Below are 17,481 nucleotides of genomic sequence, written 5' to 3' on the forward strand. Positions count from 1 at the left end.
GTAGCAGTTTTTGTGATGCGGCGCATAAATTATCCTTACGGTGAGCCGCGGGGAAAATGACGCCCCGCGACGGAGATCCATGCGTTATTGTTCAGCAAACGCCTCGCCGTAGAAACTTGCCAGCAGCAGTTGGCGCAGTTCCGATACCAGCGGATAACGCGGGTTAGCGCCGGTGCACTGGTCATCGAAGGCATCTTCAGACAGTTTGTCAACGTGTGCCAGGAAGTCAGCTTCCTGCACGCCTGCTTCACGGATAGACTTAGGAATGCCCAGCTCATCTTTAATGCTTTCCAGCCATGCCAGCAGTTTTTCAATCTTAGCGGCGGTACGGTCGCCCGGCGCGCTCAGGCCCAGGTGGTCAGCAATTTCAGCGTAACGACGGCGTGCCTGCGGACGATCGTACTGGCTAAAAGCGGTCTGCTTGGTCGGGTTGTCATTCGCGTTGTAGCGGATAACGTTACAAATCAGCAGGGCGTTCGCCAGACCGTGCGGAATGTGGAACTGAGAGCCCAGTTTGTGCGCCATGGAGTGACATACACCGAGGAAGGCGTTGGCAAACGCGATACCGGCGATAGTCGCTGCACTGTGAACACGTTCACGCGCAACCGGATTTTTAGACCCTTCGTGGTAAGACGCCGGCAGGTTTTCTTTCAGCAGTTTCAGGGCCTGCAGAGCCTGACCGTCAGAGAACTCAGAAGCCAGTACGGAAACATAAGCTTCCAGAGCGTGAGTTACCGCATCCAGACCACCGAACGCACACAGGGACTTCGGCATATCCATCACCAGGTTGGCGTCAACGATCGCCATATCCGGGGTCAGGGCATAGTCAGCCAGCGGATATTTCTGACCGGTTGCATCGTCGGTCACAACCGCAAACGGTGTGACTTCAGAACCGGTACCGGAAGTGGTGGTGACGGCGATCATTTTCGCTTTCACGCCCATTTTCGGGAACTTGTAGATACGTTTACGGATGTCCATAAAGCGCAGCGCCAGCTCTTCAAAGTGGGTTTCCGGATGTTCGTACATGACCCACATGATTTTCGCGGCGTCCATCGGGGAACCGCCGCCCAGCGCGATAATCACGTCCGGTTTGAAGGAGTTAGCCAGCTCAGCGCCTTTGCGCACAACGGAAAGCGTCGGGTCGGCTTCAACTTCGAAGAAGACTTCGGTTTCAACGCCAGCCGCTTTCAGCACAGAGGTGATCTGGTCTGCATAGCCGTTGTTGAACAGGAAGCGGTCAGTCACGATGAGCGCACGTTTGTGGCCATCAGTAATCACTTCATCCAGCGCGATGGGCAGAGAGCCACGGCGGAAGTAGATAGATTTCGGAAGTTTGTGCCACAACATGTTTTCAGCTCGCTTAGCAACGGTTTTCTTGTTGATCAGGTGTTTCGGACCAACGTTTTCAGAGATGGAGTTACCACCCCAGGAACCACAACCCAACGTCAGGGAAGGTGCGAGTTTGAAGTTGTACAGGTCACCGATACCACCCTGAGAGGCCGGGGTGTTGATCAGGATACGCGCGGTTTTCATCATCTGACCGAAGTAAGCAACGCGTTCTGGCTGGTTATCCTGGTCAGTGTACAGGCAGGAAGTGTGACCGATACCGCCCATAGCGACCAGTTGCTCCGCTTTATCTACCGCATCGGCAAAATCTTTTGCTCGGTACATGGCGAGCGTCGGAGAGAGTTTTTCGTGAGCGAAAGGCTCAGAGACGTCCGTTGCACTCACCTCCCCTATCAGAACCTTGCTGTTTTCAGGCACAAAAATGCCGGCAATCTCTGCGATTGTAGCCGCTGACTGGCCGACAATTGCCGCATTCAGCGCCCCATTTTTGAGCAATACTCCGCCTACAGCTTTCCTCTCTTTTTTATTCAGAATCACCGCGCCGCATTTCGCAAAACGCTCGCGCACGGCATCGTAGACGGAATCAACAACGACAACAGACTGTTCAGAAGCACAGATTACGCCGTTATCGAAGGTTTTCGACATCAGGATTGACGCCACAGCGCGTTTAATGTCAGCAGTTTCATCAATCACTACCGGAGTGTTACCTGCGCCTACGCCGATAGCCGGTTTGCCGGAGCTGTATGCTGCTTTAACCATGCCTGGACCACCCGTCGCGAGGATCAGGTTAATATCCGGGTGGTGCATCAATGCGTTAGACAGTTCTACGGAAGGTTGATCGATCCAGCCAATCAGATCTTTCGGCGCGCCGGCAGCGATTGCCGCTTGCAGAACGATATCTGCCGCTTTGTTGGTTGCCTCTTTAGCGCGCGGATGCGGAGAAAAGATGATGGCGTTACGCGTTTTCAGGCTAATCAGCGACTTGAAAATCGCGGTAGAGGTCGGGTTAGTGGTTGGAACGATACCGCAAATAATACCGACAGGCTCAGCAATCGTAATGGTCCCGAAAGTGTCGTCTTCTGACAGCACACCGCAGGTCTTTTCATCTTTATAGGCGTTATAGATATATTCGGAAGCGAAGTGGTTTTTAATCACTTTGTCTTCCACGATACCCATACCAGACTCGGCGACCGCCATTTTGGCCAGCGGAATGCGGGCATCAGCGGCGGCCAGAGCGGCGGCGCGGAAGATTTTGTCTACCTGTTGTTGCGTGAAACTCGCGTACTGACGCTGGGCTTTTTTGACGCGCGCAACCAGCGCGTTTAATTCTTCAATGGAATTAATCGACATGGAAACCTCGAACGGAAACAGAGAAGCGCCGCCGCAGAACGCGGCGGCGAAAGTCATTAACGCAGACGATGCTTAATTTTTTCTACCATCATCGCGGTGGAGATGCCGTAGCGATCGTGCAGCGTCGGCAGCGCGCCGGCCAGCAGGAATTCGTCAGGCAAACCAACGGTATCCAGCTCACAGCGTACGCCCTTACGCATCAGCAGCGCGGCAACCGCCTCCCCTAACCCGCCGACCGAGGTATGGTTTTCCGCGGTCATCACCAGGCGACCGGGCTTCGACGCCTGCTCAATAATCGCTTTTTCATCAAGCGGCTTGATTGTCGGCACGTGCAGTACGGCCACGCTGATATTATCGGCGCGTAGCTTTTCAACCGCCTCCAGAGCGCGCATGGTCATCAGCCCGGAAGAAATAATCAGCACATCATTGCCGTCCTCCAGCAGTTTCGCCTTGCCCAGCTCAAACTGATAGTCGTACTTATCCAGCACCAGCGGCACCTTACCGCGCAGCAGGCGCATATACACCGGGCCGTTATGGTCAGCAATTGCCGGTACCGCCTGCTCTATCTCCAGCGCATCGCAAGGATCGACGATAACCATGCCGGGAATGCCGCGCATAATCGCCAGATCTTCGGTTGCCTGGTGGCTTGGACCATAACCCGTCGTCAGGCCCGGCAGCGCTGCGCAGATCTTCACGTTCAGATGCTCTTCGGCGATCACCTGATGGATAAAATCATAGGCGCGACGGGTGGCAAACGCAGCGTAGGTGGTAGCGAAGGGAATAAATCCCTCTTTCGCCATTCCCCCGGCAGCCCCCATCAGCAGCTGTTCCGCCATTCCCATCTGGAAAAATCGAGCCGGGAAAGCCTGGGCGAAAATATGTAGATCGGTATATTTTGACAGGTCCGCGGTCATACCGACGATTTCAGGGCGCTGCGCCGCCAGTTTTGACAGCGCGACGCCAAATGGAGCAGGGATCGTCGCCTGGCCTTCATCGGCGATAGAAGCAATCATCGCGGACGTTTTTAAACGTGGTTTACTCTGGCTCATTACAGCACTCCTTCCGGTTTGTTAGCGTCCAGCACCGCAATCGCTTTTTGCCACTCGTCAGCATCGACGCGAATAAAATGGTTCTTATCGCGGGTTTCGAGGAACGGCACCCCTTTGCCCATCAGCGTGTCGCAGAGAATGACCCGCGGCTGGTTGCCGGCATGACTTTTCGCGTTGTCAAAGGCCGCAATCACCGCGGCCAGATCGTTACCGTCCACGCGCTGTACGTACCAGCCGAAAGCGGCCCATTTTTCATGCAGCGGCTCAAAGCCGAGGATTTTGCGCGAATCGCCGTCCGCCTGCTGTTTGTTGACATCAACGATGTTAATCAAGTTAGTCAGGCCATAGTGGGCTGCCGACATCGCCGCTTCCCAGGTTGAACCTTCGTCCAACTCCCCATCCGACATAGAGTTATAAACCCAGGACGTGCTGCTCTTTTGCTTCAGCCCGAGCGCCATTCCTACGGCAATGGACAGCCCCTGCCCCAGCGAACCACCGGACATCTCCATCCCCGGCGTGTAGGTCGCCATCCCCGACATCGGCAGGCGGCTGTCGTCGGAACCGTAGGTTTCCAGCTCCTCTTCCGGGATAATTCCCGCTTCCAGCAGCGCCGCATAGTAGGCGATAGCGTAATGGCCGTGAGAAAGCAGGAAGCGGTCGCGCCCTTCCCACTCAGGGTCTTCCGGACGGTAGGTCATCGCGTGGCTGAACGCGGTTGCCAGCACATCGGCATAGCCCAGAGCCTGGCCGATATAGCCCTGTCCCTGAACTTCCCCCATTTGCAGGGCGTAGCGGCGGATGCGCCACGCCGCCGCGGCGACTTTTTGTGATTCGGTCATCTTCATCTCATTGCCTCGCTTAGTGAATTAACATGCCGCCGTTAACATCCAGGGTGATACCGGTGGAGTAGGACGCGAGATCGCTTCCCAGGAACAGCGCGGCGCGCGCGATGTCTACCGCATCGCCCAGGCGGTTCATCGGGATCCCGGCAAGGATGTTGGCCGTCATTTCATCGGTCAGCTTACCGGCGGTGATGTCAGTCTGAATCAGCCCCGGAGTGATGCAGTTTACGCGGACGTTATCGGGGCCAAGCTCACGCGCCATCGCCCGCGCCAGACCGAGCACGCCGGCTTTTGCCGCGCTGTAGTGCGGGCCGCCGAAGATACCGCCGCCGCGCTGGGCGGAAACGGAGGAGATGCAGACAATGCTGCCGGATTTTTGCGCTCTCATGACCGGGATAACCGCCTGTGACATCAACAGCGTGCCGCGCAGGCTGACGTCAAGCACCGCGTCATAATTAGCGCGCTTAATGTCCATTAGCTTCAGCGGCTGAGTAATACCGGCGTTATTCACCAGTACATCGACCCGACCATATTTAGCTATAATCTGTTCAATTGCCGCCTGAACCTGAACTTCGTCAGCGACGTTTGCCGCCAGCCCGAGATGACCTTCGCCTAATGCCGCAGCCGCGGCTTCGCTGGCTTCGCCATTGAGGTCGATAATGACCACTTTAGCGCCGTTTTCAGCAAATAATTTCGCGGTAGCAAAACCCAAACCGCGTGCGGAGGCCGCGCCAGTAATAATGGCGACTTTATCTTTTAATAACATATTTTCACTCCATGACATTACGTCATATTAATTAACAGGATATATTTCCGTTATTGTGGCTCATCGAGGAAGAGAATAACCACCAGACCAATTGCTGCGCAGATACCGAAATAGGTAAATACAGAATTAAAGCTGCCGGTCTTATCAAGTAAAAAACCCGCAGCCATCGGAGCGACAAACCCGCCGAGGTTACCGCCGCTATTGATAATAGAAGAGGCAATGGGATAAGTTTTCGTATCCGAAACCGCCATACCGTATGCTGTGAATGCGGGCCAGCCAATATTCAGGCATAAACCGACGAAGAATAACCCAACACATACCGCCCAGGTGCTTGCCGGAATATTCAGCATAATTAACATCATGACCACGGTGGAAATAGCGGTAAACATCATCGTTGGCTTACGACGACGGCCTAATACTTTATCCGAAATCCATCCGCCGCCAATCGCGCCAATAAACCCGCCGATGCACGGCATACTGGCTACAAACCCCATACTCATGACATCAAAACCGCGTTCTTTCACTAAATAGAGCGGAATCCAGGTTAATAAGCCGTACAGCACGCTAACCATCATAAAATAGGCCAGGCAGTCACCGAGGATATTTTTGGAGGTGAATAATCCTTTTGCCGTATCGATAGGCGCCATTTTTTTCACCCGAATAATTTTATCCAGCAAAGTGAAACGATCGGCAATTAATATATTTTCCCGTACGGTGTTTTTATGGATATCACGCCCGGTATTAATCTCTTCCAGTTCACTTTGCGAAACAAATCCGCTCTCTGAAGGTTTTGACTTAACCAGTAAATACCAGGCAATCGCCGCCACGATCCCCGGGATCGCAAAGGAGAAAAAGACCCACCGCCAGCCCCAGGTGACCGCAATCCACACCGCCAACGGCGGCACGATAATCGGCGCAAACATGGTGGCCGCGATATAAACGCCGGTTGCCGTGGCTTTCTCTTTCGGCGGAAACCAGTTATTAATGGTTGAAGCCAGCCCCACCGGGCATGGTCCTTCGCTAAGCCCCAGTCCCAGTCGCACCATCTTCAGGCTAAACACCGAACTTACCGTGCCCATCAGCCAGGTGAAAGCGGAAAAGCCGAAAATTGATAGTGAAACTAACCCCCGCGTGCCGCGTTTGGCGATAAAAAAACCTGCCGGGATCTGGCTTACCGCGTAGCCAAGGAAAAACATACTGGCGATGGCCCCGGCTTCAAAGTTGTTGATATGAAACTCATCAATGATAAACGGCAGCACCGCGCCGATATTGGTTCTGTCGGCGTAATTTATTGCATACACCAGGAAAATCATCGTCAAAACCACCAAACGATATTTTGTCTTCCTGGCGTCAGTACAGACTACAGTATCTATACGTGACATAGGGTATCCTCATTATTGTTTATACCCTTCATACTTCAAGTTGCTTATGTGTTGGCTACGGATTACTCGGCCCATCCATGGGCCTCGCCCTGACGGGCCGTCGCACGCGACGTTCAAATCTACTCCCGGCAGATTTGTCGCTCACCCCAGTCACATAGTTATCTATGCTCCTGGGGACTCACTCCCTTGCCGCCTTTAAGCAACTCGAATTATTTTGGGTATATGTTTTTTTCGCGAACCTTACCGCATCGCGCCTTGTTATCAGGCCTGTGGTTGCAATATAACAATCCCCAAAAGAAACGGTATTCAAAAAACCTCAATTATGAATGAGGAAAATTTGCTTCGTGACTGGATTCAAATTATTGTTGAATCAGCTTGACCGACAGAAATGGCAGATAAAACTGTTAACTTCATCACGAATTACCCCATAACTTATTTTTCGCCTATGTTAAGCTGACCAGGTATTAGGGGAGTAACCGCTGAATTTACTTCCTGGGGTAATAAAATTGGGCGATCATCATTCCATTCGCCGGAGATAATCATGAACCAGCCACTACAGAATAAAAGCTTGCCTGTGCCATCTTTACGCAATATCCAGGCATTCATTGAAGTGGCTGATACCAACAGCCTGAATCTGGCAGCTGAAAATCTCAATGTTACGGCCTCTGCGGTAAGCCATCAGATAGCCAGTCTGGAACAGTATCTGGGAAAGAAACTTTTTTCGCGCAGCAGTAAAGGCGTCGTATTGACCGCGATTGGTGAAAAATATTTAAAAGAGGTTTCGGGGGCGTTAAACATTATTGGACAGGCTACCAACCAGGTCATAAATGATATTCACCAGGATTATTTACGCATACATTCAGCACCGAGTTTTGGATTACTATGGTTGATGCCCCGTCTGAATAAATTTCGCCAGGCCTGGCCTGAGCTTAAAATTAGCCTGACCTGTTCTTACGAAAGTATTCAGTTCTCCCGTGATAATATCGACATCGATATCCGCCACGGCCTTTCACAATGGCCGACGCTGGTCGTCAAAACCATAAAAAATGAACGTATGCTCCCCTATACGTCATCGACTTATTTAGCGAGTCATAGCATTCAAAACATTGAAGACTTACTGGGTTGCGATCTTATTCATTCAGATAGCACGCTGATCAACTGGAGCAACTGGCTGTCCTGGCATAAGGTTCGCGGCTGGAATAAAAACTTTATTTTTAATTTTGACCGCTCCTATATGAGCATTGAGGCTGCACGTATGGGCATGGGGATTATTCTTGAAAGCAATTTACTGGCCGGACAAAGCGTTAGCCAACGCCACCTGGCGCCCGTTTTTACGACTGACGTGAGTATGCCGGTTAACGCTCACCACTTCGTTTTGCCACATCACAATGAACAAAAAGAGAAAGTGAAGATATTCTTTAATTGGGTTTCCAAAGAGCTAAGCCGCGAAGGATTTCAGATCTAATAGCTGGCGGTAGACAAACCTGAAATGTGCGCCTAAAGTTAATCAATCGATTGATTAAGACTTAGGGCGTGTGATGAATATTCCCACTACGACCACCAAGGGCGAGCAGGCGAAAAGTCAGCTCATTGCCGCCGCGCTGGCGCAGTTTGGCGAGTATGGCCTCCATGCCACCACGCGCGATATCGCCGCGCTGGCGGGGCAAAATATTGCCGCTATTACTTACTATTTCGGCTCAAAAGAGGATTTATACCTCGCCTGCGCCCAGTGGATTGCCGATTTTCTTGGCGAAAAATTTCGCCCCCATGCTGAAAAAGCGGAACGTCTGTTTCGCCAGCCTGCCCCTGACCGGGACGCCATACGCGAGCTCATTCTGCTCGCCTGCAAGAACATGATTATGCTGCTGACGCAGGAAGACACCGTTAACCTGAGCAAATTTATTTCACGCGAGCAGCTCTCTCCCACGTCGGCCTATCAATTGGTTCATGAACAGGTTATCGATCCGTTGCACACCCATCTGACAAGATTGGTTGCCGCTTATACCGGCTGCGACGCCAATGATACGCGCATGATTTTGCATACCCATGCCTTACTGGGCGAAGTGCTGGCGTTCCGTCTCGGCAAAGAAACTATTCTGTTACGTACCGGCTGGCCGCAGTTTGATGAAGAAAAAGCGGAGCTGATTTACCAGACGGTAACCTGCCACATCGATCTTATTCTGCACGGTTTAACGCAAAGGAGTCTGGACTGATGAAAAAAACTGTCGTTATCGGACTGGCAATCGCAGCGATCGTCGCTGTGATTGCCGGTGGAACCTGGTGGTATCAAAGTCGGCAGGACGATGGGCTGACGCTATACGGTAATGTCGATATCCGTACCGTCAATATCAGCTTTCGCGTCGGCGGCAGGCTGGCGTCGCTGAATGTTGATGAAGGCGATGCCATCAAAGCCGGACAGGTGCTCGGCGAACTGGATCACGCGCCATACGAAAACGCGCTAATGCAGGCGAAAGCTGGCGTGTCGGTCGCGCAGGCGCAATATGATTTGATGCTGGCAGGCTATCGCGATGAAGAGATAGCCCAGGCCGCCGCCGCCGTCAGACAGGCGCAAGCCGCTTATGACTACGCGCAAAACTTTTATAACCGTCAGCAAGGATTGTGGAAAAGCCGCACCATTTCCGCTAACGATCTGGAAAACGCCCGCTCATCGCGCGATCAGGCGCAGGCGACGCTGAAGTCCGCGCAGGATAAACTGAGCCAGTACCGTACCGGTAATCGTGAACAGGATATCGCCCAGGCGAAAGCCAGCCTGGAACAGGCAAAGGCCCAACTGGCGCAGGCGCAGCTTGATTTGCACGACACTACGCTTATCGCGCCTGCCAACGGAACCTTGCTCACCCGCGCGGTCGAGCCTGGCAGTATGCTGAACGCCGGCAGCACGGTATTAACGCTCTCGCTGACCCGCCCCGTCTGGGTGCGCGCCTATGTCGATGAACGCAACCTCAGTCAGACGCAACCGGGGCGCGACATTCTGTTGTATACCGACGGTCGTCCTGACAAACCTTACCACGGCAAGATTGGTTTCGTTTCGCCCACCGCGGAATTTACGCCGAAAACCGTCGAAACGCCGGATCTGCGTACCGATCTCGTCTATCGCCTGCGCATTATCGTCACCGATGCGGACGATGCGTTACGCCAGGGGATGCCAGTCACGGTGAAATTTAATGACGAGGCACGGCATGAGTGAGGCCGTTATTACGCTGCACGGTCTGACGAAGCGCTTTGCGGGAATGGATAAACCCGCCGTCGCGCCGCTCGACTGTACCATTCATTCCGGTTATGTCACCGGGCTGGTAGGGCCGGACGGCGCAGGAAAAACCACGCTGATGCGTATGCTGGCGGGCCTGCTCAAAGCCGATGGCGGCAACGCGTCAGTATTGGGCTTCGACCCGATACAAAACGACAGCGAGCTGCACGCGGTTCTGGGCTATATGCCGCAGAAATTCGGTCTGTATGAAGATCTTACCGTCATGGAGAACCTTAATCTCTATGCCGATTTGCGCAGCGTTACCGGCGAGATACGGGAAAAGACCTTTGCCCGTTTGTTGGAGTTTACCGCCCTCGGCCCTTTCACTGGCCGTCTGGCAGGAAAATTGTCCGGCGGGATGAAGCAAAAACTGGGGCTGGCCTGTACGCTGGTCGGCGAACCGAAAGTGCTGCTGTTGGATGAACCGGGCGTTGGCGTTGACCCGATTTCACGGCGCGAGTTGTGGCAAATGGTCCACGAACTGGCGGGCGACGGGATGCTGATTTTATGGAGCACCTCCTATCTGGATGAAGCCGAACAGTGTCGCGATGTACTGCTGATGAATGAAGGCGAGCTGCTCTATCAGGGCGAACCTAAAGCGCTGACGCAAACGATGGCCGGACGTAGCTTTCTGATGAGCAGTCCACAGGAAAACAACCGTAAGTTACTACAGAGAGCGCTCAGACTGCCGCAGGTGAGCGACGGCATGATTCAGGGGCGTTCGGTACGCCTGATCCTGAAAAAAGAGGCGACCGCAGCAGATATTCGTCAGGCCGAAGGAATGCCGGAAATCACCCTCAATGAGACCGCGCCGCGCTTCGAAGATGCGTTTATCGATCTGCTTGGCGGAGCGGGAACCTCGGAGTCTCCGCTGGGTTCAATCCTGCATACGGTTGAAGGCACTGCCGGCGAAACGGTGATTGAAGCGCAGGAACTGACGAAAAAATTTGGCGATTTCGCGGCCACGGACCATGTTAATTTCGTCGTACAGCGCGGCGAGATTTTTGGCCTGCTCGGCCCGAACGGCGCGGGTAAATCAACCACCTTTAAAATGATGTGCGGCCTGCTGGTGCCGACGTCCGGCAAGGCGCTGGTGCTGGATATGGACCTGAAAGTCAGCTCCGGCAAAGCCCGTCAGCATCTGGGCTATATGGCGCAAAAATTTTCGCTTTACGGCAACCTGACGGTTGAGCAGAACCTGCGTTTTTTCTCCGGCGTCTACGGTTTGCGGGGCCGCGCGCAAAATGAAAAAATTCAGCGCATGAGTGAAGCGTTTGGTCTGAAAAGCATCGCGTCGCATCCCACCGATGCGCTGCCGCTGGGCTTTAAACAGCGACTGGCGCTGGCCTGCTCGCTGATGCACGAACCGGATATTTTATTCCTTGATGAACCAACGTCCGGGGTTGATCCCCTCACCCGTCGTGAATTTTGGCTGCACATTAATAGCATGGTGGAAAAAGGGGTCACGGTAATGGTGACGACCCACTTTATGGATGAGGCGGAATATTGCGATCGCATCGGACTGGTTTATCGCGGGAAGCTTATCGCCAGCGGTACGCCGGACGATCTCAAAGCGCAGGCCGCCGATGAGCAACAGGCCGATCCAACGATGGAGCAGGCCTTTATCACTCTCATCAATGACTGGGATAAGGAGCATACGCATGAGTAAGTCTCTCTCCTGGCGCCGCGTGCGTGCGTTGTGCGTCAAAGAGACGCGCCAGATCGTGCGCGATCCCAGTAGCTGGCTGATTGCGGTGGTGATCCCGCTGCTGTTGCTGTTTATTTTTGGTTACGGCATTAACCTCGACTCCAGCAAGCTGCGGGTGGGGATTCTGCTTGAACAGCAAAGCCAGGAGGCGCTGGATTTCACTCATGCGATGACCGGTTCACCCTATATCGACGCGACCATTAGCGATAATCGCCATGAATTAATTGAAAAAATGCAGGCCGGACGCATTCGCGGACTGGTGGTGATTCCGGTGGATTTCGCGCAGCAAATGGCGCGCGCCGGTGACAGCGCGCCGATTCAGGTGATTACCGACGGCAGCGAGCCAAACACCGCCAACTTCGTTCAGGGTTATGTTGAAGGCATCTGGCAAATCTGGCAACAGCAGCGGGCGGAAGATCGCGGCGACACCTTTGAACCGCTCATCGACGTCCAGACGCGCTACTGGTTTAACCCGGCGGCGATCAGTCAGCATTTTATCATTCCCGGGGCGGTGACCATTATCATGACGGTAATTGGCGCAATCCTCACCTCGCTGGTCGTTGCCCGCGAATGGGAGCGCGGCACGATGGAGGCGCTGCTCTCAACCGAAGTGACGCGTGTTGAACTGCTGCTGTGTAAGCTTATTCCCTATTACTTTCTCGGTATGCTGGCGATGCTGCTCTGTATGCTGGTATCGGTGTTTATTCTCGGCGTGCCGTATCGCGGTTCGCTGGTGATTCTGTTTATCATCACCAGTCTGTTTTTACTGAGTACGCTGGGGATGGGGCTGTTGATTTCCACCATCACTCGCAACCAGTTTAACGCCGCGCAGGTGGCGCTGAACGCCGCCTTTTTGCCCTCAATTATGCTGTCCGGGTTTATCTTCCAGATAGACAGTATGCCTGCGGTGATCCGCGCGGTGACCTATATTATTCCGGCGCGCTATTTTGTCAGCACCCTGCAAAGTCTGTTTCTGGCCGGCAATATTCCGGTCGTTTTAGGCGTTAACGTACTGTTTTTAATCGCCTCGGCGGTGATGTTTATTGGCCTGACGTGGCTAAAAACCAAACGACGACTGGATTAAATATGTGTATGGATAATTGTCGTCGTAGGCCGGATAAGGCGTTCACGCCGCCATCCGGCATTATGCCTGATGCGCTTTGCTTATCAGGCCTACAAACTGGACTGAGAGGACGGACATGTTTCATCGTTTATGGACGTTAATTCGCAAAGAACTGCAATCGCTTTTACGCGAACCGCAAACGCGCGCGATCCTGATTCTGCCGGTGCTGATTCAGGTCATCCTGTTTCCGTTCGCCGCGACGCTTGAAGTCACTAACGCGACTATCGCCATCTATAACGAAGATAACGGCAAACATTCGGTAGAACTTACCCAGCGCTTTGCCCGCGCGAAAGCGTTTACCCATGTGCTATTGCTGAACAGTCCGCAGGAGATCCAGCCGACTATCGATACGCAAAAAGCGCTGCTGCTGGTACGCTTCCCGGCGGATTTCTCGCGGAATCTGGATACCTTCCAGCCTGCGCCGATGCAACTCATTCTTGATGGACGTAACTCCAACAGCGCGCAAATCGCCGCCAATTATCTGCAACAGATCGTCAAGGAGTATCAGCAGACATTGATGGACGGCAAGCCAAAGCCCAACAATAGCGAACTGGTGGTACGCAACTGGTATAACCCGAATCTGGACTACAAGTGGTTTGTGGTGCCCTCGCTGATCGCCATGATCACCACTATTGGCGTGATGATCGTCACTTCGCTGTCCGTCGCCCGCGAGCGTGAACAAGGCACTCTGGATCAGCTGCTGGTCTCTCCGCTCACCACCTGGCAGATTTTCGTTGGTAAAGCGGTGCCGGCGCTGATTGTCGCGACCTTCCAGGCCACGATCGTGCTGGCTATCGGCATTTGGGCATACCAAATTCCCTTCGCCGGTTCGTTAGCGCTGTTTTATTTCACGATGGTGATTTACGGGCTGTCGCTGGTAGGCTTTGGCTTGCTGATATCATCGCTTTGCGCCACGCAACAGCAGGCGTTTATCGGCGTCTTTGTCTTTATGATGCCGGCGATTTTGCTCTCGGGTTATGTCTCGCCGGTGGAAAATATGCCGGTCTGGCTGCAAAACCTGACGTGGATAAACCCTATCCGCCACTTTACTGATATTACTAAGCAAATTTATCTTAAGGATGCGAGTCTGGGAATTGTCTGGGGAAGTTTGTGGCCGCTACTGGTGATAGCGGCCACCACGGGGTCAGCGGCGTATGCGATGTTTAGACGCAAAGTGATGTAGCTTTTTATCTTTCGCCAGTAGCGAGACCACGGCGGGCCCGGCCAGGATAGCCAGCCCCGCCAGCGCCAGTAAGACATTGTTTTGCAATACGCGGGATAGCAGCCAGAGCACAATCAGCGCGGTGCCGAAGTACCAGGTGGTAGTCAGCTCTTCCAGCACATCCGCCACATCGCACCAGCGTTGCTCATGATGGCGCTGCAACGCCAGCATCAGCAGTACCGTCACGCCATAAAGCACGCATAATCCCAGGCCGACGCGCACTAATGTGCCGCTCATCCAGCCTATTACCAGCATCGCCACTACCAGTAAATGCAACATAATCTGCCAACAACCGAGGCCGGTTGCGACACGAACGCGTTGTTGCCACTTCATGGCTTTTCTCCTGAAGCATTTTTCTCTCATTATTCAGAGTACCGAACTTTACGGAAAATTCCGTAAGACCGCATCTTTTTGTGACGACGACTACACTATTTCAATCAGGATAGTGACGCGGACAGGAAGAAAATGACTCAACACACGCGAAATTTTTCATTCAAAGTGCTCACAATTAATACGCACAAAGGTTTTACCGCCTTTAATAAACGCTTCATCCTGCCGGAGCTGCGCGACGCCGTCAGAACGGTCGGCGCCGATATCGTCTGTCTGCAAGAAGTGATGGGCGCGCATGAAGTACATCCGCTGCATATCGAAAACTGGCCGGACACTACCCACTATGAATTTTTGGCCGACACCATGTGGAGCGATTTCGCCTATGGCCGCAATGCGGTCTATCCGGAAGGCCATCACGGTAACGCGGTTCTTTCTCGCTATCCCATTGAACATTATGAAAATCGCGACGTCTCGGTCGGCGGTAGCGAAAAACGCGGCGTGCTCTATTGCCGCATTACGCCGCCCATGCTCAACCGCCCTATCCACGTCATGTGCGTACATCTCGGCCTGCGGGAGAGCCACCGCCAGGCGCAGTTAACCATGCTGGCGGGATGGGTGAATGCCTTGCCGGAATCAGAACCGGTGCTGGTGGCCGGAGACTTTAATGACTGGCGGCAAAAGGCCGGCCCGCCATTAAACGCGGCCGGGCTGGAGGAGATATTCACCCGTGCCCATGGCCGACCGGCGCGCACATTCCCGGTGAGTATGCCGCTGCTGCGACTCGATCGTATTTACGTCAAGAATGCGAACGCCAGTTCTCCTACGGCGCTACCGCTGCGGAACTGGCGACATTTATCAGACCATGCCCCCCTTAGCGCGGAGATCCATCTATGAAATGCGGCTGGCGTGAAGGTAATCAAATTCAGCTACTGGAAAACGGCGACCAGTTCTATCCTGCCGTGTTTGAGGCTATCGCTCAGGCACAGCAAAAAATCATTCTGGAAACCTTTATCTTGTTTGAAGATGAGGTGGGTAAAAAACTCCATGCCGCTCTGCTAAAAGCCGCACAGCGCGGCGTAAAAGCCGAAGTATTACTCGACGGCTACGGCTCTCCCGATCTCAGCGACGCGTTTGTCGGCGAATTAACCTCGGCGGGCGTGATTTTTCGCTATTACGACCCCCGCCCGCGTCTACTGGGGTTGCGAACCAATATCTTCCGCCGAATGCACCGCAAAATTGTGGTGATTGATGATCGTATTGCCTTTGTCGGCGGCATTAACTACTCCGCCGAACATATGTCGGATTACGGCCCGCAGGCGAAACAAGACTACGCGGTACGGGTCGAAGGGCCTGTAGTGGCCGATATCCTGCAATTCGAAGTCGAGAATCTGCCGGGGCAAAGCCCCGCGCGCCGCTGGTGGAAGCGCCATCATCAGGCCGAAGAAAACCGCCACCCCGGCGAAGCGCAGGCGCTGTTTGTCTGGCGAGATAACGAAGAGCACCGCGACGATATCGAACGTCATTATCTGAAAATGCTGACCCAGGCAAAGCGTGAGGTGATTATCGCTAACGCCTATTTTTTCCCCGGCTATCGCTTGCTCCACGCAATGCGTAAAGCCGCCCGCCGTGGCGTGAGCGTAAAACTGATTGTCCAGGGGGAACCAGACATGCCGATAGTCAAAGTCGGCGCGCGGTTGCTCTATAACTATCTGGTGAAGGGCGGCGTGCAGGTTTATGAATACCGACGCCGTCCGCTGCATGGCAAAGTGGCGCTGATGGACGATCACTGGGCCACGGTAGGGTCGAGTAATCTCGATCCGCTCAGCCTGTCGCTTAACCTTGAAGCTAACCTGATCATTCACGATCGTACCTTTAACCAGACCCTGCGCGATAATTTACAAGGCATCATCGTGAATGATTGTAAGCAGGTCGATGAGTCTATGCTGCCGAAACGCACCTGGTGGAACCTGACCAAAAGCGTGCTGGCGTTCCACTTTTTACGTCATTTCCCGGCGCTGGTCGGCTGGCTACCTGCGCATACCCCGCATCTGGCGCAGGTTCCCCCGCCTGCCCAGCCAGAAATGGAAACCCAGGATCGCGTTGATCCAGAAAATACAGGAGTGAAGCCCTAATGGCTAAATCGCATCCGCGCTGGCGGCTGGCTAAAAAAGTGCTGACCTGGCTGTTTTTTATTGCGGTCGTCGTTCTGCTGGTGGTTTATGCTAAAAAGGTCGACTGGGGCGATGTCTGGACCGTCATCCGCGACTATAACCGCACGGCGCTTTTAAGCGCTGTAGGACTGGTGATCGTTAGCTATCTTCTGTACGGCTGCTACGACCTGCTTGGACGGCTTTATTGCGGCCATAAGCTGGCGAAGCGACAGGTGATGTTGGTATCGTTCGTCTGCTATGCCTTTAACCTGACGCTCAGCACCTGGGTCGGCGGGATCGGGATGCGTTACCGACTATACTCTCGCCTCGGGTTGCCCGGCAGTACTATTACGCGCATTTTCTCACTCAGCATTACCACTAACTGGCTGGGCTATATTCTGCTTGGCGGCATCATTTTTACCTTCGGCATTGTCCAGCTTCCCGACCACTGGTATATCGATGAAGGCACGCTACGTATTCTCGGTATCGTTTTATTGTTGATTATCGCGGTCTATCTGTGGTTTTGCGCCTTTGCGAAGCGGCGGCATATGACGATTAAAGGACAGAAACTGGTGCTGCCGTCATGGAAATTCGCGCTGGCGCAGATGGCGATCTCCAGCGCGAACTGGATGGCGATGGGCGCCATCATCTGGCTGCTGATGGGTCAGGATGTGAACTATTTCTTTGTGCTGGGCGTACTGCTGGTGAGCAGTATCGCGGGCGTCATCGTGCATATTCCGGCAGGCATCGGCGTGCTGGAGGCCGTATTCCTTGCGTTGCTGGCGGGCGAACATACGTCGCAAGGCACGATTATCGCCGCCCTGCTCGCATACCGCGTGCTTTACTATTTTATTCCCCTGTTGCTGGCGCTGGTGTGCTATCTGATCCTGGAGAGCCGGGCGAAGAAGCTGCGGGCGAAAAACGAGCGGGCGATGGCGAAATAA

15 protein-coding genes are annotated in these 17,481 nt (G+C 53.7%); 9 read left to right on the forward strand and 6 right to left on the reverse strand.

Features of this window, described 5'->3' with window-relative positions:
- Positions 1-84: 84 nt before the first annotated feature.
- From adhE to EOS98_RS15065, 5 genes are read right to left on the reverse strand one after another with little or no spacing between them, the layout of a single operon-like run.
- On the reverse strand, positions 85-2,697 hold the full coding sequence (adhE, locus tag EOS98_RS15045; protein ID WP_114051988.1) for a bifunctional acetaldehyde-CoA/alcohol dehydrogenase: 2,613 nt from the start codon (positions 2,695-2,697) through the stop codon (positions 85-87).
- A gap of 56 nt (positions 2,698-2,753) precedes the next feature.
- Positions 2,754-3,746, reverse strand: a complete 993-nt coding sequence (locus EOS98_RS15050) for a transketolase family protein (protein WP_126524173.1) — start codon at positions 3,744-3,746, stop codon at positions 2,754-2,756.
- On the reverse strand, positions 3,746-4,591 hold the full coding sequence (locus EOS98_RS15055) for a transketolase (protein ID WP_000784291.1): 846 nt from the start codon (positions 4,589-4,591) through the stop codon (positions 3,746-3,748). The genes EOS98_RS15050 and EOS98_RS15055 overlap by 1 nt, the downstream gene beginning before the upstream one ends.
- Positions 4,592-4,604: 13 nt before the next feature.
- Entirely contained in the window at positions 4,605-5,354 is a 750-nt protein-coding gene (locus EOS98_RS15060; RefSeq protein WP_000924695.1) for an SDR family NAD(P)-dependent oxidoreductase, read from the reverse strand.
- A gap of 50 nt (positions 5,355-5,404) precedes the next feature.
- Entirely contained in the window at positions 5,405-6,736 is a 1,332-nt protein-coding gene (locus EOS98_RS15065; RefSeq protein WP_061383487.1) for an MFS transporter, read from the reverse strand.
- A gap of 541 nt (positions 6,737-7,277) precedes the next feature.
- On the opposite strand from EOS98_RS15065, the gene EOS98_RS15070 reads away from it, so the two are divergent.
- The 6 genes from EOS98_RS15070 (at position 7,278) to EOS98_RS15095 (ending at position 14,018) form a co-directional block, all read left to right on the forward strand.
- Positions 7,278-8,201, forward strand: coding sequence for a LysR substrate-binding domain-containing protein (locus EOS98_RS15070; protein ID WP_001075546.1), 924 nt, complete (start codon positions 7,278-7,280; stop codon positions 8,199-8,201).
- A gap of 73 nt (positions 8,202-8,274) precedes the next feature.
- Positions 8,275-8,949, forward strand: coding sequence for a transcriptional regulator CecR (cecR, locus tag EOS98_RS15075; RefSeq protein WP_020898574.1), 675 nt, complete (start codon positions 8,275-8,277; stop codon positions 8,947-8,949).
- Positions 8,949-9,944: a secretion protein HlyD gene (gene hlyD / locus EOS98_RS15080; protein ID WP_126524174.1), complete on the forward strand. Its 996-nt coding sequence runs from the start codon at positions 8,949-8,951 to the stop codon at positions 9,942-9,944. Before cecR ends, hlyD begins: the two co-directional genes overlap by 1 nt.
- The gene (locus EOS98_RS15085) at positions 9,937-11,673 is read left to right on the forward strand and encodes an ATP-binding cassette domain-containing protein (RefSeq protein ID WP_001287612.1); all 1,737 of its coding nucleotides are present in this window, start codon (positions 9,937-9,939) and stop codon (positions 11,671-11,673) included. Before hlyD ends, EOS98_RS15085 begins: the two co-directional genes overlap by 8 nt.
- A complete protein-coding gene (locus EOS98_RS15090) occupies positions 11,666-12,796 on the forward strand; it encodes an ABC transporter permease (RefSeq protein WP_000045762.1) in 1,131 nt (376 codons plus the stop codon). Before EOS98_RS15085 ends, EOS98_RS15090 begins: the two co-directional genes overlap by 8 nt.
- Before the next feature lie 115 nt (positions 12,797-12,911).
- Positions 12,912-14,018 carry an ABC transporter permease gene (locus EOS98_RS15095; RefSeq protein WP_000469050.1) on the forward strand — a complete coding sequence of 369 codons (1,107 nt, stop codon included), beginning with the start codon at positions 12,912-12,914 and terminating at the stop codon, positions 14,016-14,018.
- Here the strand turns inward: EOS98_RS15095 and EOS98_RS15100 are convergent.
- A complete protein-coding gene (locus tag EOS98_RS15100; protein ID WP_126524175.1) occupies positions 13,980-14,390 on the reverse strand; it encodes a YbhQ family protein in 411 nt (136 codons plus the stop codon). The genes EOS98_RS15095 and EOS98_RS15100 overlap by 39 nt on opposite strands.
- A gap of 132 nt (positions 14,391-14,522) precedes the next feature.
- Between EOS98_RS15100 and EOS98_RS15105 the strand changes: the two genes are divergently transcribed.
- Genes EOS98_RS15105 through EOS98_RS15115 form a run of 3 tightly spaced genes read left to right on the forward strand, consistent with a single transcriptional unit; the run spans position 14,523 to position 17,481 of the window.
- A complete protein-coding gene (locus EOS98_RS15105; RefSeq protein ID WP_000192039.1) occupies positions 14,523-15,281 on the forward strand; it encodes an endonuclease/exonuclease/phosphatase family protein in 759 nt (252 codons plus the stop codon).
- On the forward strand, positions 15,278-16,519 hold the full coding sequence (gene clsB / locus EOS98_RS15110) for a cardiolipin synthase ClsB (protein ID WP_000649639.1): 1,242 nt from the start codon (positions 15,278-15,280) through the stop codon (positions 16,517-16,519). Before EOS98_RS15105 ends, clsB begins: the two co-directional genes overlap by 4 nt.
- Positions 16,519-17,481, forward strand: coding sequence for a lysylphosphatidylglycerol synthase transmembrane domain-containing protein (locus EOS98_RS15115; RefSeq protein WP_001129817.1), 963 nt, complete (start codon positions 16,519-16,521; stop codon positions 17,479-17,481). The genes clsB and EOS98_RS15115 overlap by 1 nt, the downstream gene beginning before the upstream one ends.

Source organism: Salmonella sp. SSDFZ69 (assembly GCF_004010755.1).
GTDB lineage: Bacteria > Pseudomonadota > Gammaproteobacteria > Enterobacterales > Enterobacteriaceae > Salmonella > Salmonella enterica.